We start from the raw sequence: 21,135 nt of genomic DNA on the forward strand, positions 1-21,135 counted from the left end.
TTGCGCCCATGACCAGAACGACGCTCGATCTCACCGGACTGAAATGCCCGCTGCCCGCCCTGAAGACGCGCAAGGCGCTCAAGCCGTTGCAGCCGGGCGATCAGCTCGAGGTCCACTGCACCGATCCCTTGTCGGTGATTGACATTCCGAACCTGATCCGCGAGACCGGCGACAAGGTCGAGATCACCGAGCGCAACGAGGCGCGCATCGTGTTCCTGGTCGAAAAGAGCGACGCCCCGTAGAAAGGCGAATATTCACGGCGGCGACGTTTGACTATGTTGCCTGCGCGGGACACGGCCGGAACTTCGCTGCAATGCGAAAGGCGCCGATTGGTGCCGTGCATGAGCTCAAACCCAAGTCTCTCAAACCCAAGACCCTCAATCCCAAGACCCTCAATCCCAAGACTCTCAAAGACGTCGGGCATGACTTTCTCAACATCGAGGGCAAGCGCTGCCGCAGGTCCCGCGGCGGGCCGCGAGCCTGCCGTCAAGCCCGGCAAGACGGCTGCAGGGCCGGAGTTCGGCGCGCTGGCGCAGGCCTCGATCCTGATCGTCGACGACGAGCCGGGCATGCGCAATTTCCTGGTGCGCACGCTTGGACCGCGCTGCAAGCTGGTGGACGAGGCGGCCGATACCGACCAGGCCTCGCGCAAGCTCGATTCCAACCGCTACGACGTCGTCATTCTCGACAACATCATGCCAGGCAAGAACGGCGTCGATTGGCTCGCCGAGCAGCGCGCCGTCGGCTTTTTCGCCGACGCCATCCTGATCACCGCTTATGCCGACCTCGACACCGCGATCCAGGCCCTGCGCGCTGGTGCGGCCGATTTCGTGCTCAAGCCGTTCCGCTCCAACCAGATCCTCAACGCGGTGGCACGATGCCTCGACCGTGTCCGCCTCCAGCGCGAGAACTATGTCCTGCGCTATGCCCTGCGTGCCTCGTCCGACCGCACCTTTCTGCGCGACAATCTGATCGGACAATCGGCAGCGACGCTGCGCGTGCGTGAGACCATCGCGCGCGTCGCACGCCTGCCGACCTCGGTTCTCCTCACCGGCGCATCCGGCACCGGCAAGGAAGTGGCAGCACGCTCGATCCACTCGTTGTCCGACCGCGCCGATAAGCCCTTCGTGCCCGTCAATTGCGCGGCGATCCCGCCCGAGATGATCGAGGCGGAGCTGTTCGGACACATCAAGGGCGCCTTCACCGGCGCCGATTCGGGGCGTGAGGGCTTGTTCCTGTACGCGCATGGCGGCACGCTGTTCCTCGACGAGATCGGGGAGCTGCCGCTGCCGATGCAGAGCAAGCTGCTTCGCGTGCTCGAAGACCGCCGCGTCCGTCCGGTGGGCTCCGAGCGTGAAGTTCCGGTCGACCTGCGTTTCATCTTCGCAACCAATGCCGAGCTTCAGAAAGAGGTCGAGAAGGGCCGTTTCCGAGCCGATCTGTTCTACCGGCTCAACGTGATGCAGATTCACCTGCCGCTCCTGAAGGATCGCGGCGATGACGTGCAGGAGCTTGCCGCCATCTTCATGAGCAAGCTGTCGGCTCAGCTCGGCATGCCGCCGGTGCAGATCGACGCCTCGGTGCGGGCGGCGCTCGCAAGCTATGACTGGCCGGGCAATGTGCGCGAGCTGCGCAATTTGATCGAACGCACGCTGATCCTCGGCGCCTTCCCCGACGATTTCGCCGGTCCCCGCAACGACGGTCAGTCGGCACCTGCCGACAGTCTCGCCGAGCTCGAGCGCCGTCACATTCTCGGTGTGCTGAAGGAGGCCAACGGCAATCGCGAGGAGGCGGCGCGGCGTCTCGGTATCTCGCGCAAGACCATCGACCGCAAATGCGCGTTATGGGATGTCTGATGGTGCCCGCCGCAGCGGTGAGCTCGTGCGGGGACGCTCCGTCCGATTCCGGTTGCTCGCGATCGCTCTGCTGCCGATGCTGGTCATCCTGCCGCTCCTGCTCGGCGTTGCGATCTATCGCTGGAACGCGAAATTCGACGCGGCCCTGATCTCCAAGGTGAACGGCGATCTCACCATCGCCCATCAATATCTCGCCCGCATCCTGGAAAAGACCGGCGTCCAGATCCGGGCGCTCGGCCTGTCGGCCCGCTTCCAGGAGGTGCTGGCGCCGGATGCGCGCGGCTCGCTGCGGGACCTGCTCGACGAGACCCGCAAGGAGATCGGTCTCGATTTCCTGTATCTGACCAACGATCGCGGCGACGTTCTGGCCTCATCGCCCCCGCTGCAGCATCAACCGAGAGGCGACTGGCCGATCATCATGTCGGCGCTGTCGGGTCAGGTCCCTGCGACCGGCGTCGATATTTTCGGCACTGACGAGCTGGCCGCAATTTCGCCGGCCCTGGCCGAGCGCGCGCGATTGGATCTCGTGCCGACCCCGAATGCGGTGCCGACCGACCGCAGCACGGAGACGCGCGGCATGGTCGTGCACGCGGCGAGCCGGGCGATGCTGCCTGACGGAGGCGCCGCTGCGCTGGTCGGCGGCACGCTGCTCAACCAGAATCTCGAATTCATCGACACGATCAACGATCTCGTCTACCGCGCTGCGAGCCTGCCGGAGGGCAGCCAGGGCACCGCGACGCTGTTCCTGGACGACGTGCGGATATCGACCAATGTCCGTCTGTTCGAGGGACGGCGCGCGCTCGGCACGCGCGTGTCGGCGGCGGTGCGCTCGGCCGTGCTGGGCGAGGGGCACACCTGGCTCGACAGTGCTTTCGTGGTCAATGACTGGTACATCTCCGCTTACGAGCCGCTGGTCGACAGTTATGGCAAGCGGGTCGGCATGCTCTATGTCGGCTTTCTGGAGAAGCCGTTCAGCGAAGCCAAATACCAGACGTTGGTGATCATCATCGCAGCGTTCATCGCGATCACCGCCGCGACCGTACCGATCTTCCTGCGCTGGGCGACCTCCATCTTCATGCCGCTGGAGCGCGTCACGGCGACGATCGGCGAGGTGGAGCGCGGGAACCTCTCCGCCCGCACCAAGATGCCGGTGTTGGGTGACGAGATCGGCCGCGTCGCGGTTCATCTCGACAGCCTGCTCGACCAGATCCAGGAACGCGACCGGCAGCTCCGGGAATGGAATGAGGAACTGAACGTCCGCGTGCTGGAGCGCACCCGGGACCTCGAGCACGCCAATCTCAAGCTCGAGGCAACCACCAAGCAGCTCATCATGTCCGAGAAGCTGGCTGCGATCGGCGAGATCACCGCCGGCGTTGCGCACGAAATCAACAATCCGATCGCGGTGATGCAGGGCAATCTCGACGTCATCCGCAGCGTATTCGGGGCCGATGCCGACAAGGCGAAGGTCGAGTTTCGCCTGCTCGACGAGCAGATTCACCGCATCAGCCAGATCGTGACCAAGCTGCTGCAGTTTGCAAGGCCGGAGGAATATGCCGGCTATGTCGAGCGCCATGCGCCGACAAGCGTCATCTCCGACTGTCTGCCGCTGGTGCAGCATCTTCTGAACAAGACCGAGATCGCCGTGGTCAGGGACGACCGCGCCAGCCGGCTCGTGCTGATGAACCGGAACGAGCTGCAGCAGGTCCTGGTCAATCTCATCGTCAACGCGATCCACGCCATGCCGGACGGCGGAACCCTGACGCTCCGCTCCTTCGATGCCGAGCGCGACGGCCATCAAGGCGTCGCCATCGAGGTCACTGATACCGGCATCGGCATGAGCGCAGACGTAATCGCAAAGATTTTCGACCCCTTCTACACCACGAAACGGCGGCAAGGCACCGGACTGGGCCTCTCCATCAGCCAGACGCTGATCAAGCGTCAGGGCGGACAGATCACGGCCGAAAGCCACCTCGGTTCCGGGAGCACCTTCACGATGTGGCTGCCCGAAGCGACCTGATTGGACATTTTGTCCTTGGATTCGGGACATTCTGTCCGGCACGGCACGTTGCGCTGCGGGAAGTCGTTGAATCGTCACGATGCGACTTCTGGCACGCGCGTTGCTCCTCTCAAGACAGGGTGTTGAGGGGGATGAGGGCGCGATAGCCGTCCCGGCAACGCTGCTTGCGAGGCGAAGGGACATCGCCCGCGATCAGTTGCTTGCTGGGCGCGCAAGACGGATGCGCACCAGACGATTCCACTTCGGCATGAATGAAGTCCGACCTGTCATGCGCGGCTGCCAAGCACGCACACGACCGGTCGCAAACCGATATGCCGGCAAGGCCGCGCTTGGGAGGGAATGCTTATGACGACTGCCGATACCGTTCTTGCACCGGTTGGTGCTTCCGGCTTCCTCGATCGTGAACGCACGATCGCGAAGGCCGGGTTCAATCGCTGGCTGGTGCCGCCGGCCGCGCTGTGCATCCATCTCTGCATCGGCATGGCCTACGGCTTCTCGGTGTTCTGGCTGCCGCTGTCGCGCTCGATCGGCATCACGCAGAGCAAGGCTTGCCCCGACATCTCGTTGTGGCAGGAGCTGTTCACCACGACGTGCGACTGGAAGGTCGCAAGCCTCGGCTGGATGTACACGCTGTTCTTCGTCCTGCTCGGCGTCTCTGCCGCGATTTGGGGCGGCTGGCTCGAGCGTGCCGGCCCGCGCAAGGCAGGTTTCGTTGCCGCGCTTTGCTGGGGCGGCGGCCTCTTGATCGGCGCCTTCGGCGTCTACGTCCATCAACTCTGGATCATGTGGCTCGGAGCCGGCGTCATCGGCGGCGTCGGGCTCGGCCTCGGCTATATCTCGCCGGTGTCGACGCTGATCAAATGGTTCCCCGATCGCCGCGGCATGGCGACGGGCATGGCCATCATGGGTTTTGGCGGTGGTGCGATGATCGGTGCGCCGCTCGCCAATCTGCTGATCAACTACTTCAAGACTGCAACGGATGTCGGCGTCTGGCAGACCTTCGTCGTGATGGGCGTGATCTATTTCATCTTCATGACGATCGGTGCCTTTTCGTATCGGGTGACGCCGCCCGGCTGGCAGCCCGATGGCTGGACGCCGCCGAGCGAGAAGAAGTCGATGATCACCGAGCACCATGTGCACCTCAACAACGCGCACAAGACGCCGCAATTCTGGCTGATCTGGTGGGTGCTCTGCTTGAATGTCTCGGCGGGTATCGGTGTGATCGGCATGGCCTCGCCCATGCTGCAGGAAATTTTCGCCGGCAAGTTGATCGGGCATCCGGAGCTGACGTTCAGCCAGCTTTCGGTCGAACAGAAGGCATCGATCGCGGCGATCGCCGCCGGCTTCGCCGGCCTGCTGTCGCTGTTCAATATCGGCGGCCGGTTCTTCTGGGCGTCGATGTCGGACCTCATGGGGCGCAAGAACACCTACTACACGTTTTTCATCCTCGGCATCGTGCTCTACGCGCTGGCGCCCACCTTCGCGGCGATGGGCTCGAAACTGCTGTTCGTGCTCGGGTTCGGCATCATCCTGTCGATGTACGGCGGCGGCTTCGCGACGGTGCCGGCCTATCTTGCCGACATGTTCGGAACCCAGTTCGTCGGCGCCATCCATGGCCGGTTGCTGACGGCATGGTCGACTGCCGGCATCATCGGTCCGGTCGTGGTCAACTACATCCGCGAGTTCCAGCTCGCGGCCGGTGTGCCGCGTGATCAGCTCTACAACACGACGATGTACATCCTGTGTGCCATGCTGATCGCCGGTTTGATCTGCAACTACCTGATCAAGCCGGTCGATCCGAAATGGAACATGAGCCACGAGGAGGTGGCCCGCCTGCAGGCGGCCAGTGCGAAGAGCGAGGCGTCGGTCCAGCACGGCTCGTTCGGCATCGGCAAGGGCGGTCTGGATGCCAATGCGGCGCTGTTCTGGGCCTTTGTTGGCGTGCCGCTCGCTTGGGGCGTCTGGAAGACGCTGGAGAGCGCGGTCAAGATCTTCTGATCGCACGTTCATCGCGGCGGGAGCGCACCATGCGCGCTCCCGCCGCTCATTTCGATTGTTTCAAAACTACCCCTGGGGGAATTCGATGGTTCGTAAGCTCGTTTGTGCAGCCGCCGTGCTGCTCGTCGCCGGCGCCCTGCAATCCGCATCCGCACGGACTGCCGCGCCACCGGCTGCAACGCCGCCCGCCGCGACCGAGGCCAAGCCCGGCAAGATCAAGCTGACCGCGCAGAAGCTCAAGGACATGAAGGCCAAGTGGAGCGCCAACAAGTCGAAGCTCAGGGAGTGCCGCAAGGACGTGAAGGCCAAGGGCCTCGCGGGCGACGAGCGCTGGTTCTATATCGAGGAGTGCATGGGCAAAAGCTGACCCGTCAGCATCGGGGCGTTGAGGGGTTACCCGTGGTCCCGGAGCGGGAGCTCGATACGATTTCGCTATCGCAGCATGGGAAGCCTTTATTGATCTCCAGACCAATTCAGGCTTCGTTCTATCGATTGGCGCGTTGGACCAACGCAAGGTCGTGTCCGGGCAGCGATCCCAGGGCTGCTCTTGGGCTGCGCTTAACCGCTTCCGCGAGCATGATAATTTGCTTGGCATCTGGCATGCCAGGGGCTAAGACTGGAGCCGTTCTAAAAGACGAGATCGAGACGAATCGATGAGCCACGACGACGTGCACAAGGTCCGCCCGTTCGAGCATCCCGGTGAGGGACGCAAGCGAGCCAAGGCCACGCCCAAGGGGCGGCAGGTCGATCCCACCGCCGCGCACGAGATCGAGCAGCTGCTCGGCGACAGGCCGCGGCGGCGTGATCTCCTGATCGAATATCTGCACCTGATCCAGGACAGATATCATCAGATCTCGGCCGCGCATCTGGCCGCGCTCGCCGACGAGATGAAGCTCGCCTTCGCCGAGGTGTTCGAGACCGCGACGTTCTACGCGCATTTCGACGTGGTGAAGGAAGGCGAGCCGGATATCGCCCCGCTGACGATCCGCGTCTGCGATTCTATCACCTGCGCGATGCTCGGGGCCGAGAAGCTGCTCGAGGATTTGCAGAGCTCATCGGGTCCTGGTATCCGCGTCGTCCGCGCGCCCTGCGTCGGCCGCTGCGACACCGCGCCGGCCGCGGAAGTCGGCCACAACTTCGTCGATCATGCGACCGTCGCCAATGTGATGGCGGCCGCGAAGGTCGGTGACACCCACGCGCATCTGCCCCAATATGTCGACTACGACGCCTATGTCGCTGATGGCGGCTACAAGCTGCTCAACCGTTTGCGCTCGGGCGAGTTGTCCAAGGACGATCTGCTGAAGGCGCTCGACGACGCTTCGCTGCGTGGCCTCGGCGGCGCTGGCTTCCCGACGGGACGCAAATGGCGCGCGGTGCTCGGTGAACCCGGCCCGCGGCTGATGGCGATCAACGGCGACGAGGGCGAGCCCGGCACGTTCAAGGACCGCGTCTATCTCGAAAGCGACCCGCATCGCTTCATCGAGGGCATGCTGATCGGCGCGCATGTGGTGCAGGCCTCCGATGTCTATATCTACCTGCGCGACGAATATCCGGCCTCACGCGAGATCCTGGAGCGCGAGATCGCAAAGCTTCCTCCGGGCGGCCCGACGCTGCACATGCGCCGCGGCGCCGGCGCCTACATCTGCGGCGAGGAATCCTCGCTGCTGGAGAGCATCGAGGGCAAGCGCGGCCTGCCCAGGCACAAGCCGCCTTATCCGTTCCAGGTCGGCCTGTTCGGCCTGCCGACGCTGATCAACAACATCGAGACGCTGTGGTGGGTGCGCGACATCGTCGAGAAGGGCGCCGACTGGTGGAAGGGCCATGGTCGCCACGAGCGTCACGGCCTGCGCAGCTTCTCGGTCTCGGGCCGCGTGAAAAATCCCGGCATGAAGCTCGCACCCGCGGGCATCACCGTGCGCGAGCTGATCGACGAATATTGCGGCGGCATGGCCGATGGCCATCAATTCTATGCGTACCTGCCGGGCGGCGCGTCCGGCGGCATCCTGCCGGCGTCGATGGACGACATCCCGCTCGATTTCGGCACGCTGGAAAAATACGGCTGCTTCATCGGCTCGGCCGCGATCGTGATCCTGTCGCAGAAGGACAGCGTGCGTGCGGCGGCGCTGAACCTGATGAAGTTCTTCGAGGACGAGAGCTGCGGCCAGTGCACGCCGTGCCGCGTCGGAACCCAGAAGGCGGCGCTGCTGATGCAGAAGCCGGTGTGGAACCGCGCACTTCTGGAAGAATTGAGCCAGGCGATGCGCGATGCCTCGATTTGCGGGCTTGGACAGGCGGCATCGAATCCGCTGACCACCGTGATCAAATATTTCCCTGACGAGTTCAAGGAAGCGGCCGAATGACCAAGATTACGTTTGAGCTCGACGGCAAGCAGGTCGAAGCCAATCCCGGCGAGACGATCTGGCAAGTCGCAAAACGCCAGGGCCGCGAGATCCCGCATCTGTGCTATTCACCCGCGCCCGATTATCGGCCTGACGGCAATTGCCGTGCCTGCATGGTCGAGATCGAGGGCGAGCGCGTGCTGGCCGCGTCCTGCAAGCGTACGCCGTCGGTCGGCATGAAGGTGAAGTCCGAATCCGCGCGCGCGGTGTCGGCGCAGAAGATGGTGATGGAGCTGCTGGTCGCCGACCAGCCGGCGCGCGAGACTTCGCACGATCCGGATTCGAAGTTCTGGCACTGGGCCGAGACGACAGGCGTCACCGAGAGCCGCTTCCCGGCCGCCGAGCGCTGGGCAACCGACGCCAGCCATCCGGCGATGCGCGTCAACCTCGACGCCTGCATCCAGTGCGGCCTGTGCGTGCGCGCCTGCCGCGAGGTCCAGGTCAACGACGTCATCGGCATGGCTTATCGCAACCATGGCTCGAAGATCGTGTTCGACTTCGACGATCCCATGGGCGAGTCCACCTGCGTCGCCTGCGGCGAATGCGTTCAGGCCTGCCCGACCGGCGCATTGATGCCGGCCGTGATGCTCGACGAGAAGCAGACCCGCGTGACTTACGCGGACAAGAAGGTGGATTCGCTCTGCCCGTTCTGCGGCGTCGGCTGCCAGGTGACCTACGAGGTCAAGGACGAGAAGGTGATCTATGCCGAGGGCCGCGATGGCCCTGCCAATCACAACCGCCTCTGTGTGAAGGGCCGCTTCGGCTTCGACTACATCCACCATCCGCACCGCCTGACCAAGCCGCTGGTGCGGCTGCCCAATGCGAAGAAGGATGCCAACGACCAGGTCGATCCCGCCAATCCGTTCACGCATTTCCGCGAAGCGAGCTGGGAAGAGGCGCTCGACATCGCGGCCAAGGGTCTCGTCAAGATCCGCGACACGAACGGCGTGAAGGCGCTCGCCGGCTTCGGCTCGGCCAAGGGCTCGAACGAAGAGGCCTATCTGTTCCAGAAGCTGGTGCGCACCGGTTTCGGCTCCAACAATGTCGACCACTGCACCCGGCTGTGCCACGCCTCGTCGGTGGCGGCGCTGTTCGAAGGTCTCAGCTCGGGCGCCGTGTCGGCGCCGTTTTCCGCGGCGATGGACGCCGAGGTCATCATCGTGATCGGCGCCAACCCGACCGTAAACCATCCGGTCGCCGCGACCTTCATCAAGAACGCGGTCAAGCAGAACGGCGCCAAGCTGTTCGTGATGGACCCGCGCCGGCAGACGCTGTCGCGCCATGCGACCAAGCATCTGCAGTTCAAGCCCGGCTCCGACGTCGCCATGCTGAACGCGATGATCAACACGATCATCACTGAAGGCCTGACCGACGACCAGTACATCGCCGGCTACACCGAGGGTTTTGAGGACCTCAAGGAGAAGATCAAGGAATTCACGCCGGAGAAGATGGAGGCGATCTGCGGCGTCCCGGCGCAAACGCTGCGCGAGGTTGCGCGCGCCTATGCGCGGGCAAAATCGTCGATCATCTTCTGGGGCATGGGCATCAGCCAGCACGTCCACGGCACCGACAATGCGCGCTGCCTGATCGCGCTCGCGCTGATCACCGGCCAGGTTGGCCGCCCCGGCACCGGCCTGCATCCGCTGCGCGGCCAGAACAACGTGCAGGGCGCCTCCGATGCCGGCCTGATCCCGATGTTCCTGCCGGATTACCAGCCGGTCGGCCGCGACGACTTGCGCGGGGCCTTCGAGAAGCTGTGGCAGCAGGATCTCGATCCCGTGCGCGGCCTCACGGTGGTCGAGATCATGAACGCGATCCATGCCGGCGAGATCAAGGGCATGTATATCGAGGGCGAAAACCCCGCGATGTCGGACCCCGATCTCCAGCACGCGCGCCACGCGCTCGCCATGCTCGACCATCTCGTGGTGCAGGACCTCTTCGTGACCGAGACCGCGTTCCACGCCGACGTGATCCTGCCGGCCTCGGCCTTCGCCGAGAAGGAGGGCTCTTTCACCAACACCGATCGCCGCGTGCAACTCGCGCGCCAGGTGATCAAGCCGCCGGGCGATGCGCGACAGGATCTCTGGATCATTCAGGAGATCGGCAAGCGCATGGGCCTGCCGTGGAATTATGCCGGTCCCGGCGACGTCTTCACCGAGATGGCAGAGCTGATGCCGTCGCTGAAGAACATCACCTGGGAGCGGCTGGTGCGCGAAGGCGCGGTGACCTATCCGGTCGACGGTCCGGACCAGCCCGGCAACGAGATCATCTTCACCACGGGCTTCCCGACCGCGAGCGGCCGCGGCAAGATCGTGCCGGCCAAGGTCATCCCGCCCGACGAGATCCCCGACGCCGAATATCCGATGGTGCTGTCGACCGGCCGCGTGCTGGAGCACTGGCACACCGGCTCGATGACCCGCCGCGCGCAGGTGCTGGACCAGATCGAGCCCGAGGCGGTCGCGTTCATGTCGCCGAAGGACATGCACAAGAAGAAGCTGGTGCCGGGCGATTTCATTCGCCTGGAGACTCGCCGCGGCGCCGTCGAGGTCAAGGTCCGCTCCGACCGCGACGTGCCGGAGAACATGGTGTTCATGCCGTTCTGCTACGCAGAGGCGGCGGCGAACCTGTTGACCAACCCGGCGCTCGATCCGTTCGGCAAGATCCCGGAATTCAAGTTCTGCGCGGCCAGAGCCGAACGCGCGGAGATGCGGGACGCGGCGGAGTAGGGAAGACCTCCTCCCAGCGGGGTTTGGAGGCATAGCGCCTCCAAATTCCGCTGTCGTCCTCGCGAATGCGAGGACCCATACCGCGTGATTTCTCGATTGCGGACGGTCTTAGTACCAAACGTCGAGCCTTCGCCAAACTCCTCCCTGGGGTTATGGGTCCCCGCGTGCGCGGGGACGACAGCGGATGTGTGGCGGCAATTACACCCCCCACCGCTTCGCTCCTCGCAATGACGGTGGTAGATGTGACCCATGTCCAAAGCCACCCCAGCCACACGCGCGCTCACGGCCGCCGGTATTGCCTTCACCGTCCATGCCTACGACTACGATCCTGACGCCGAGAGCATCGGGCTGCAGGCGGCCGCTGCGCTGGCTGAGGACCCCGCGCGCGTCCTGAAGACGCTGATGGCGCTGGTCGATGGCAAGCCGGTCTGCGTGATCGTGCCGTCCGACCAGGAGGTCTCGATGAAGAAGCTGGCCGCTGCCGCGGGCGGCAAGTCGGCGCAGATGATGAAGCCGCCCGAGGCTGAGCGCGTCACCGGCTACAAGGTTGGCGGCATCAGCCCGTTCGGCCAGCGTAAGCCCGTGCGCACCGTGATCGAACAGAGCGCGCTCGGGCATGATCAGGTCTATCTCAACGGCGGCCAGCGCGGCTTGCAGGTGCGGCTGAGGCCGGCCGATGTGCGGGACGCGTTGAAGGCGGTCGTTGTCGACGTCGTGGCCTGAGCGTCACGCGCTTACTGCTTCTGCAACAGCTTCAGCCGGCAGCGCAGCGCCTCGCGGATGTGCGCGCGCGCAAGCTGCTCGGCCTTGTCGCCGTTGCGGGCGGCGATGGCGTCGATGATGGCCTGGTGCTCGCCGTGGCTGGACGAGGGGCGGCCGGTTACGGTGAAGGTGGTCGGGCCGAGCAGGGCGATCCAGTCCTGCAATTCCCGCGAAGCGTTGTCGAGATAGCGGTTGCGCGCCGCCCGGCAGATGGCCTCGTGGAAGCTGCGATTGAGTCTTGCCATCTCGGCCGCGTCTGCTGCGGGAGTTTCGACAAAAGCCTGCTCGATGTCGTGGAGCGCATCGACCTCGGGCGCCGAAGCGTGTTCGGCGGCGAGGCGCGCCGCGGCACCTTCCATGATCTCGCGCATGGCGTAGAGCTCGAGCACTTCCGAGATGTCGAGATTGCGCACGATCAGCCCGCGGCCGCCGGCGGGCTCGACGAAACCGCGCGCGGCGAGCCGGCCGAGCGCTTCGCGCACCGGGGTGCGGCTGACCTTGAGCCGCTGCGCGACCTCTTCCTCGCGCAGGCGGTCGCCGGCGCGGTAGCTGCCGGCCTGGAGCGCCTCGCACAGCGAGCGGAAAACAGCTTCGCCAAGGGCAACGCCGCCGCCGCGCGCGATCGATCCGCCTGTCTTTGCCGGACGCCTCGCCATGTTCCCTCGAAGCAAGGCCGCATCCTGCCCATGCAGAGATGACGCTTGCGGGGTCTCTGTATATCTTTGTATACAAAAGTACGCAATGGTGGTGCCGGTTGACCGCGGCCGCCGGCGGATAGAATGTCTCAACTTCGTCGCATCGGGCGGACGGCATGAGCAGCAAATACGACGTGCTGGTGATCGGCGGCGGCAACGCGGCGCTGTGCGCGGCGATCGCGGCGCGGCGCGGCGGTGCCTCGGTGCTGGTGCTCGAAGGCGCGCCGAAATTCTATCGCGGCGGCAATACCCGCCACACCCGCAACATGCGTTGCGCTCATGATGCGGCAACCGAAATCCTGACCGGCCCCTATACCGAAGAGGAATTCTGGGAAGACCTGCTGCGTGTCACCGGCGGGCAAACGGATGAAGTGCTCGCGCGCCACATGATCCGAGAGTCCAAGGATATCCTGAACTGGATCGTGGAGCAGGGCGTGCGCTGGCAACCCTCGCTCGGCGGCACGCTGAGCCTCGGCCGTACCAATTCGTTCTTCCTCGGCGGCGGCCGCGCGATGCTGAATGCGCTCTATCTCACTGCCGAGCGGCTCGGTGTTGACGTCGAATACGATGCCGAGGTCACCGACCTCGTGATCGAGGATGGCATGTTCCTGGCTGCACGCCTCAAGCGGCCGATCAGGGGCGAGACCGAGATCCGGGCGACCTCGCTGGTCGCCGCGGCCGGCGGGTTCGAGGCCAACATCGAATGGCTCAAGCAATATTGGGGCGAGGCTGCCGACAATTTTCTGATCCGCGGCACGCCCTATAATCGCGGCTCGATCCTCAAGATGCTGCTCGACAGGGGCGTGCAGGAGGTCGGCGACCCCACCCAGTGTCATGCGGTCGCGATCGACGCCCGCGCGCCGAAATTCGACGGCGGCATCATCACCCGCCACGACTCCGTCGTGTTCGGCATCGTCGTGAACAAGCACGCGCAGCGCTTCTACGACGAGGGCGAGGATATCTGGCCGAAGCGCTACGCCATCTGGGGCCGGCTGGTCGCGGCGCAGCCCGACCAGATCGCCTACATCATCTTCGACTCCACCGTGGTCACCAGCTTCATGCCGACGCTGTTTCCGCCGATCACCGGACAGACGGTGGCCGAACTCGCCGGCAAGCTGGAGCTCGACCCGGCGGCGCTGGAAAAGACCATCGCCGAATTCAACGCGGCGGTGCGGTCCGGGACTTTCGACCACACGATCTTGGATGACTGTGTGACCGAGGGCATCACGCCGCCCAAGACGCACTGGGCGCGCAAGATCGAGACGCCGCCTTATCTCGCTTATCCGGTGCGGCCCGGCATCACCTTCACCTATCTCGGCACCCGCGTGACCAAGGAGGCGCGGATGTTGATGGCTGACGGCAAGCCGTCCGCTAACATGTTCGCGGCCGGCGAGATCATGGCCGGTAACGTGCTCGGCAAGGGCTATGCCGCCGGCATGGGCATGACCATCGGCAGCGTGTTCGGGCGGATCGCGGGACGGGAAGCGGCACGGCATGCCAAGAACTAGACGAAGAAAAGAAACGGGAGGAACCATGTCGCGCATTGCCATTGCTTCGATCACGGCGCTGCTGACCGTCGGGCACGCCTACGCCGCCGAGCCGATCACCCTGCGCGACATGGGTTCGTTCCACGTCGGCGGGCGTCTCGTCGAAATCTCCGGCAAGCCGGTGAAAGAGGTCGTGTTCACGCCCGGCGGCGTGCCGGCCAAGGTCGATCCCAACGGCACGTATCAGGTCGAGCAGATGTACGTGCAGTATTTCCTGCCCGCGAACGAGAAGGGTGCCTATCCGCTGTTGATGTGGCATGGCGGCGGACTGACCGGCGTCACCTACGAGACCACGCCCGACGGACGCGAAGGCTGGCTGAACTATTTCCTGCGCAAGGGGTGGGCGGTCTATAATTCCGACGCGGTGGAGCGCGGGCGCGCTGGCTGGGCGCAATACCCCGACATATTCAAGAGCGAGCCGGTCTTCCTCACCACCGCCAATCCGTTCGAACGTTTCCGCATCGGCGAAGGGCCAAACTCCTACGATGCCGATCCCGCCAAGCGAAAGCTGTTACCGGGCAACCAGTTTCCCGTCGAGGGCTACGAGAATTTCGTCAAGCAGAACGTGCCGCGCTGGACCACGACGGATGATGCGATCGTCGCTGCCTATATCGCCGAGATCGATCGCGTCGGCCCGTCCGTGATCTTGTTCCACAGCCAGGCCGGCAGCTTCGGCTTCAAGGTCGCACAAGCTCGGCCTGACAAGGTCAAGGCGCTGATCGCGATCGAGCCGGCCGGCATTGGCGATCCCGCCAAGGCGGATGTGCTGGAGAACATCCCGACGCTCATCATCTATGGCGATTATATCGAGCGCGATTCACGCTGGCCCAAGATCCGCGCCAACGGCATCGCCTTTGCCGACGCCATCAAGGCTGCCGGCGGTAGCGTCGACATCGTCGATCTCCCGCAGGCGGGCATCAAGGGCAATTCGCATATGGTGATGATGGACAAGAACAACCTCGAGGTCGCGGGCCTGATTCAGAAATGGCTCGAGACAAAGGGCCTAACGAAGTAAAGCCATGCACGGAACCAGAATCCTGGACGAGGCCGACCGTCTGATGACGGTCTGCAATTCCTGCCGCTATTGCGAGGGGCTGTGCGCGGTATTTCCCGCCATGGAAATGCGCCGCGCCTTCTCCGACGGCGACCTCAACTATCTCGCCAATCTCTGCCATTCCTGCGGCGCCTGCTACGTCGATTGCCAGTTCTCGCCGCCGCATGAGTTCAACGTCAACGTTCCCAGAACGCTCGCGATCGCGCGGGCCGGGTCCTATGCCGCCTATGCCTGGCCGGGCGCGCTGTCCGGCGCTTTCGCCCGCAACGGTCTGGTCATCAGCATCGTCGCTGCGCTCAGCATGGCGGCCTTCATCCTCGGCTTCGCCGCCCTGAACGACGGCAGCGTGCTTTTCGGCGTGCACAGCGGTCCCGGCGCGTTCTACAGACTGATGCCGCACAACACGATGGCAGCGCTGTTCAGCGTCGCGTTCCTCTATGCGATCCTCGCGCTCGTGATGAGCGTGCGCGCTTTCTGGCGCGACATCGGTGGACCGATCCGCGGCCGCGCCGATGGGGGCTCGATCTTCCAGGCGATCCGCGATGCGGGCGAGCTGCGCTATCTCCATGGCGGCGGTGTCGGCTGCTACAACGAGGACGACAAGCCGACCGACCGGCGCAAGCTGTATCACCACCTGACCTTCTACGGCTTCCTGCTGTGCTTTGCGGCGACGTCGGTGGCCACGCTGTATCACTATCTGCTCGGCCGCGAGGCGCCGTATCCATGGTGGGACCTGCCCGTGGTGCTGGGCGCGCTCGGCGGCATCGGTCTGATCATCGGCCCGGTCGGTCTGTTCACGGCCAGGATGCGACGCGATCCGGCGCTGCTCGACGAGAACCGCTACGGCATGGATGTCGGCTTCATCGCCATGCTGTTCCTGACCGGCCTCACCGGCATGCTGCTGCTCATCTTGCGCGAGACGGCCGCCATGGGGCCGCTGCTCGCGTTGCACCTCGGCGCCGTGTTCGCACTGTTCGTCACCATGCCCTATGGCAAGTTCGTGCACGGCATCTACCGCTTCGCGGCGCTGGTGCGTTACGCGCAGGAGCGTCGCGGCGAAGCCGGCTCTTGAGGGGCGTGCAGGGCTGACGTATCTCTTGGCCGTTCGCGCGCTGCGCGAATCGCTTGGGGAGCCCGTGCTCATGTACATGTTCCTGCCTTTTCTGCTGGCGCTCGCAGGCTGCGCCAGCGTCTGGCGCTCGCGCGCGGGGCTGAGCTATGCGCTCTGGAGTGCAACGATCCTCGTCACCGTCGCATGGTTCTTCCACCACGCGACCGACCCGCTGAAATTCTCGTTCTGATGGTGTCGAGATGAATCCTGTAGAGACGAGCGAGCAACAGCCGGTCGGCGCGATCCTGAACATGCTTGGGTTGCTCGGGATCTCGCTGATCTTGACCGTCGCATTCTTCTATCAGCTTGCGCTCGGTGAGCTACCCTGTCCGCTGTGCTTGCTGCAGCGGGCCGGGTTCATCGCGATTGGCATGGGATTCCTGTTCAACATGCGCCTCGGTGAACGTCCATCCCACTACGCGATGATCCTCGTGGCCAGCCTCGTCACCGGCTTCATCTCGATGCGGCAGGTGTCGCTGCATCTGGCGCCTGGCGATCCTGGATACGGCTCGGCGCTGTTGGGCTTGCATTTCTACACCTGGGCGCTGATCGCGGCCGTCGGCGTCATATGCTATGTCGCGCTCGTCTTCGTCTTGAAGGATGTGACCGGCAAGCGAGACGGGAATGCGCCCCCGAGCGGGCCGGCGTCGAACGCGGTCTTCGCGATCTTTGCGTTGCTGGTTGCCGCAAATCTGCTGTCCACCGTGCTCGAATGTGGAGCGGGACAGTGCGATGACAACCCGGTTCGGTATCTCTTGCTCAGGTGAGCGGCGCGGTGCGGAAACGCCCATCGCGCAGGAAGGCGATGGTCTGCTCGATTGCGGCGGCGTGACGCGGAAGCCCGGTATGAGACGCCTTCGCGACGACATGGTCGGTCATGCCAGCCAGCATCGCGCTCTGCACCGACACCCGCCCGTCATTCGGTTTCGGCAGAACAAGGAGGCCGGCGACGGGATCGATGAAGCGGTTTCCGGCGATCACGCCAGCGGGGTAGTCCACGGTGGGCAGGGCGCGGATCGCAGTCGTAAGTTCAAGTCCAGCCGGGCCGTAGAACGTGCGGTAGAGGCGGGATCCGCTGAGGAGATCGGCGACCTCGCTGCCGCTGTTCGGCGTGCCCAGCGTCACGACGCGGCCAAGCCGGGCCGGCCGGTGTTTTGGGATATAGGCGCGCGCGACGAGGCCGCCCATCGAATGCGCGACGAAATGCAGCGGCGCGTCGCGTTCGGCGAAACCGGAGATCGCGGGGTGAATGTCGTCTGCAAGGGCCGCGATCGCCTTCTTGCGGCTGGGATAGTCGATGTTGAGCGTCGCAAAGCCGCTCGCCTGGAGTGCCCGTTCCAGCTTCCTCAGGGATGCCGAGGTTCGCGCGATGCCGTGAAGCAGAACCACTCCCGGGCATCGCGCGTCGCCTGATTGAGGCGCCTCGCGCATCTGTCTTACGCTACCTCGCGCTCCGGCGAGGACGCCTGCTCGCGGGCCATCGTGGTTGCGGTGACGTAGTCGGTCTTGCCGGTGCCGAGCAGCGGCACCTTGTCGACCACCATGATCGCCGCGGGAACGGTCAGCTCGGACGCGCCGATCGTCTTGGCCTGGCCCTGCATTGCGCTGCGCTCGGCGTTCTTCTCCGTCGTCAGCAGCACGATGCGCTCGCCCTTGCGGGGGTCGGGGATTGAGACGGCGACCGATGCGGCTTGCGGCCACAACGTCGCGGCGATGCTCTCGACTGCCGACAGCGACACCATTTCGCCGGCAATCTTGGCAAAGCGCTTGGCGCGTCCCTTGATGGTGATGAAGCCGGCCGCGTCGATCGCGACGATGTCGCCGGTGTCGTGCCAGCCTTCGGGAAGTACTTCGAGCACGCCGGGATTCTCGGCCCGCAAGTAACCGAGCATCACGTTCGGCCCGCGCACCGAGAGCCGTCCACCTTCCTCGATGCCGGGGACCGGGTCGAGACGGCTTTCCATCAGCGGCGAGAGGCGGCCGACGGTACCGGGGCGGTTGGCCATCGGCGTGTTCATCGCCAGCACCGGCGCCGTCTCGGTGACGCCGTAGCCTTCGAGGATGCGGATGCCATAGCGTTCCATGAACACCTGCCGCGTCCGGTCCTTGACGGCCTCGGCGCCGGCGATCACGAGGCGCAGGGTGCGGAAGTCGTAGGCATGCGCCGAGCGGGCATAGCCGGTGAGGAACGTATCGGTGCCGAACAGGATGGTGGCGCCGGTCTGGTAGATCAGCTCGGGCACGATCCGGTAGTGCAGCGGCGAGGGGTACATGTAGATCGGAATGCCCGCGAGCATCGGCATCATCATCCCGCCGGTCAGCCCGAACGAGTGGAACACCGGCAGCACGTTGAACACCTTGTCATTGGCGTTGGCATCGACCCGCGCCAGCGCCTGCGCCGCGTTGGCGAGGATGTTGCGGTGGGACAGCACCACGCCCTTGGGCGTTCCTTCTGAACCCGACGTGAACAGCACGACGGCGGGGTCGGTTGCCTGGCGGGCGACGCGCGGCGCGGTGCCGGCGAGCAGGCCCTTGATCTTGTCGGCCGTCCCGATCGAGGCGCGGACGTCCTCGAGATAGACGACCCGGGCTTCCGCGGAGATCGCAGCCATCAGCTTGTCGAGCTTGCCCTTCTCGATGAAGGCCTTCGATGTCAGCACGGTCTTGACCTCTGCGGCCTTCATGGCGGCGAGGACGTTGACCGGGCCGGCCGAGAAGTTGAGCATCGCCGGGACCCGGCCGATGTTCTGCAGCGCCATGAAGACGACGGCGACGCCCGCCGAATTCGGCAGCAACACGCCGACATTCTCGCCCACGGCGGTACCGGTCTCCAGCTTCCGGCTCAAGACCTGAGCGCCAAGGATCAGCTTGCGATAGGTCAGCTTGATGCCGAGCGCGTCCTCGATAATGACCTTACCGGTGTCGCGATCGCGATAGGCATGTCCGAGCGCCTCGAACAGCGAGTGATCGAGCATGGCGTTCTTGACGAGAGCATCGATCATCACGTCCTGAAGCGCGGCGCCGGCGGCATTGCGGCGTGCCTTGCCCTTCAGCGCCGGATCGACCGGAAGCTTGACGGGCGGCAGGATAGTGACCGTCACCCGCGGAAACCACGAGCGCTTGATCTGGCTAGAGTTGAGGTAGCTGAGATGCGAGCGCTGCGCGCCTTCGATGCGAACCGGCACGACCACCGCATCGGCCTTGTCCGCGATCATCGCGGTGCCGTCATAGACCTTCATCAGCGAGCCCGAGACAGTGATACGTCCTTCCGGAAAGATCACCACCGGCTCGCCGGCGGCGACCAGCTTGATCAGGTCGCGCGCAGCCAGCGGCTTGCTCGGATCCATGGTGTAGTGCTTGACGACGCGCAGGAACGGCTTGGCCCACCAGGCCTTGGCGATGCCGGTATCCACCGCGAAGCTCGCGTCGATCGGCAGCACGGCGTGGAGCAGCGGGCCATCGATCAGGCTGACATGGTTGGGCGCGATCAGCATGCGCGTGCCGGCAGGCGGCAGGTTCTCGAGGCCGCGAACCTCAGTGCGGAACAGTGCGCGGAACAGCAGCCCGCCGAAATCGCGCACGCCTTCCTTGCCCCATTTCGTCAGCACGAACCACACCGCGCCGAAGCTCGCGACGCCGAGCCCGAAGAAGATCCAGCCGATGTGGAGGCCGGCCGCCTGCAGCAGCGCGACGAACAGCGAGCCGACCACCATGAAGGCGGCCTGCAGTACGTTGCCGGCGGCGATGATGCGGGCGCGCTCGGATGGTGCCGACCAGGCCTGGACCGCGGCGAAGGAGGGAACGACGAACAGGCCGCCGCCGAATGCGAAGGCGACGAAGTCGACGAGCATACGCAGGCCTGCGAACGAGGTCGCGAAACCGGCCGCGGTGATGTCCTGGCCCTTGGCGGTCACGCCGATGGCCCAGGCGAGATCGAGGCCGGCAAACCCCATGATGATGGCGCCGATCGGCACCAGCGCGAGATTCGGGCGAACGTGGCTGAGGCTCGCGGCAAACAGCGAGCCGATGGCGATGCCGATCGCGAAGATCGCAAGGCACAGCGTCACCACGCCCTCGGTGCCGCCAACGACATCCTTGACCAGCGCCGGCAGCAGCGACAGCACGATCGCGCCGACCAGCCAGAACCAGGAGACGATCACCGTGCCGTCCCACAGCCGATGGTCGGCATGCAGGGTCTTGAGAAGGCCCACCGTCGAGGTCCAGGGATTGGCATCGACGGGCAGGTCAGGCGCAGAGGGCGTCGTCTGCGGAATGCGTGAGGCGAAGGCCCATGACAACAAGGCCAGCACGACCACGGCGGATGCGACCCAGCCCATATGCGCGGATCCCGCCACGAACTGGCCGCCGGCGACGGTGCCGAGCAGGATCGCCATGAAGGTCGCGCCTTCGACGAGCGCGTTGCCGGTCGCGAGCTCGCCGAGCTCGAGCTGATCCGGCAGCATGGAATATTTCACGGGTCCGAACAGCGCGGCGATGATGCCGAACAGGGCGAGCGCCGCGAACAGCAGCGGCACCGAGTGCAGAAAGAAGCCGGCGGCGGCAAAGGCCGCGGCGAAGATCTCGGCGAATTTGAGCCGCCTTGCGACGACGGATTTGACGTATTTGTCGGCGAGCTGGCCGCCGAGCCCGGACAGGATGAAATAGGGGAAGATGAAGACGGCGCCTGCCACCGTCACCAGCGCATCGCCGTGGCCGGTTGCGGCACTGTAAAGCAGGATGATGACGAGCGCGTTCTTGAGCACGTTGTCATTGAGCGCCGAGAAGAATTGCGCCCAGAACAGTGGGGCAAAGCGGCGTGACGACATCAATTCCCTGATCATGACTAGTCCTGTTTTGGAAAGGCAGAATGAGGTTCGTTACGTTGTCTTTGAAGCGTCACGACCGGAAGGGGAGGGGACGAACGATTGCGGGCACTGATCGCCGCCTGCCTTGTCCCCTCGATCCCTCTG

General features: G+C 64.8%; 16 protein-coding genes. 13 read left to right on the top strand and 3 right to left on the bottom strand.

Annotated features, from left to right (window positions below; genetic code table 11):
* Nucleotides 1–8 precede the first annotated feature (8 nt).
* The 8 genes from XI04_RS26710 to ybaK all read left to right on the top strand — a co-directional run bounded on the left by XI04_RS26710 (nucleotide 9) and on the right by ybaK (nucleotide 11,719).
* Complete coding sequence (locus tag XI04_RS26710) at nucleotides 9–242, top strand: sulfurtransferase TusA family protein (RefSeq protein ID WP_028142272.1); 234 nt, start codon at nucleotides 9–11, stop codon at nucleotides 240–242.
* 180 nt (nucleotides 243–422) lie between these two features.
* Complete coding sequence (locus XI04_RS26715) at nucleotides 423–1,856, top strand: sigma-54-dependent transcriptional regulator (protein ID WP_152103448.1); 1,434 nt, start codon at nucleotides 423–425, stop codon at nucleotides 1,854–1,856.
* On the top strand, nucleotides 1,849–3,873 hold the full coding sequence (locus XI04_RS26720) for a sensor histidine kinase (protein WP_271608449.1): 2,025 nt from the start codon (nucleotides 1,849–1,851) through the stop codon (nucleotides 3,871–3,873). Before XI04_RS26715 ends, XI04_RS26720 begins: the two co-directional genes overlap by 8 nt.
* Nucleotides 3,874–4,218: 345 nt before the next feature.
* Nucleotides 4,219–5,871, top strand: coding sequence for an OFA family MFS transporter (locus XI04_RS26725; RefSeq protein WP_028142275.1), 1,653 nt, complete (start codon nucleotides 4,219–4,221; stop codon nucleotides 5,869–5,871).
* Between the two features lie 85 nt (nucleotides 5,872–5,956).
* Nucleotides 5,957–6,238, top strand: a complete 282-nt coding sequence (locus XI04_RS26730; protein ID WP_028142276.1) for a hypothetical protein — start codon at nucleotides 5,957–5,959, stop codon at nucleotides 6,236–6,238.
* Nucleotides 6,239–6,524: 286 nt separating this feature from the next.
* On the top strand, nucleotides 6,525–8,231 hold the full coding sequence (locus tag XI04_RS26735) for an NADH-ubiquinone oxidoreductase-F iron-sulfur binding region domain-containing protein (protein WP_271608447.1): 1,707 nt from the start codon (nucleotides 6,525–6,527) through the stop codon (nucleotides 8,229–8,231).
* Nucleotides 8,228–10,996: a formate dehydrogenase subunit alpha gene (gene fdhF / locus XI04_RS26740; RefSeq protein ID WP_028142278.1), complete on the top strand. Its 2,769-nt coding sequence runs from the start codon at nucleotides 8,228–8,230 to the stop codon at nucleotides 10,994–10,996. The genes XI04_RS26735 and fdhF overlap by 4 nt, the downstream gene beginning before the upstream one ends.
* A gap of 249 nt (nucleotides 10,997–11,245) precedes the next feature.
* Entirely contained in the window at nucleotides 11,246–11,719 is a 474-nt protein-coding gene (gene ybaK / locus XI04_RS26745; protein ID WP_212251144.1) for a Cys-tRNA(Pro) deacylase, read from the top strand.
* Nucleotides 11,720–11,730: 11 nt separating this feature from the next.
* Here the strand turns inward: ybaK and XI04_RS26750 are convergent, their stop codons facing one another.
* Complete coding sequence (locus XI04_RS26750; RefSeq protein ID WP_271594507.1) at nucleotides 11,731–12,414, bottom strand: GntR family transcriptional regulator; 684 nt, start codon at nucleotides 12,412–12,414, stop codon at nucleotides 11,731–11,733.
* Nucleotides 12,415–12,569: 155 nt separating this feature from the next.
* Here XI04_RS26750 and tcuA point away from each other — a divergent pair, with 155 nt between their 5' ends.
* The 5 genes from tcuA to XI04_RS26775 all read left to right on the top strand — a co-directional run bounded on the left by tcuA (nucleotide 12,570) and on the right by XI04_RS26775 (nucleotide 16,932).
* A complete protein-coding gene (tcuA, locus tag XI04_RS26755; RefSeq protein WP_271608446.1) occupies nucleotides 12,570–13,961 on the top strand; it encodes an FAD-dependent tricarballylate dehydrogenase TcuA in 1,392 nt (463 codons plus the stop codon).
* Between the two features lie 25 nt (nucleotides 13,962–13,986).
* Complete coding sequence (locus XI04_RS26760; RefSeq protein ID WP_212476407.1) at nucleotides 13,987–15,015, top strand: esterase; 1,029 nt, start codon at nucleotides 13,987–13,989, stop codon at nucleotides 15,013–15,015.
* Nucleotides 15,016–15,019: 4 nt separating this feature from the next.
* On the top strand, nucleotides 15,020–16,126 hold the full coding sequence (tcuB, locus tag XI04_RS26765) for a tricarballylate utilization 4Fe-4S protein TcuB (protein ID WP_095424392.1): 1,107 nt from the start codon (nucleotides 15,020–15,022) through the stop codon (nucleotides 16,124–16,126).
* Between the two features lie 70 nt (nucleotides 16,127–16,196).
* On the top strand, nucleotides 16,197–16,355 hold the full coding sequence (locus XI04_RS26770) for a DUF5993 family protein (protein ID WP_271594510.1): 159 nt from the start codon (nucleotides 16,197–16,199) through the stop codon (nucleotides 16,353–16,355).
* Between the two features lie 10 nt (nucleotides 16,356–16,365).
* Nucleotides 16,366–16,932, top strand: coding sequence for a disulfide bond formation protein B (locus XI04_RS26775; protein WP_028142285.1), 567 nt, complete (start codon nucleotides 16,366–16,368; stop codon nucleotides 16,930–16,932).
* On the opposite strand, the gene XI04_RS26780 is transcribed toward XI04_RS26775, so the two are convergent.
* Together XI04_RS26780 and XI04_RS26785 are read right to left on the bottom strand one after the other, a co-directional pair.
* Nucleotides 16,925–17,596 (bottom strand): esterase/lipase family protein, encoded by a 672-nt coding sequence (locus XI04_RS26780; RefSeq protein WP_271608445.1) that lies wholly within the window; start codon nucleotides 17,594–17,596, stop codon nucleotides 16,925–16,927. The two genes, XI04_RS26775 and XI04_RS26780, sit on opposite strands and share 8 nt — an antisense overlap.
* A 5-nt stretch (nucleotides 17,597–17,601) precedes the next feature.
* Nucleotides 17,602–21,006, bottom strand: a complete 3,405-nt coding sequence (locus XI04_RS26785) for an acyl-[ACP]--phospholipid O-acyltransferase (RefSeq protein WP_271608444.1) — start codon at nucleotides 21,004–21,006, stop codon at nucleotides 17,602–17,604.
* Nucleotides 21,007–21,135: the final 129 nt, after the last annotated feature.

It is taken from the genome of Bradyrhizobium sp. CCBAU 11430 (genome assembly GCF_028128855.1).
Classification (GTDB): Bacteria; Pseudomonadota; Alphaproteobacteria; order Rhizobiales; family Xanthobacteraceae; genus Bradyrhizobium; species Bradyrhizobium ottawaense.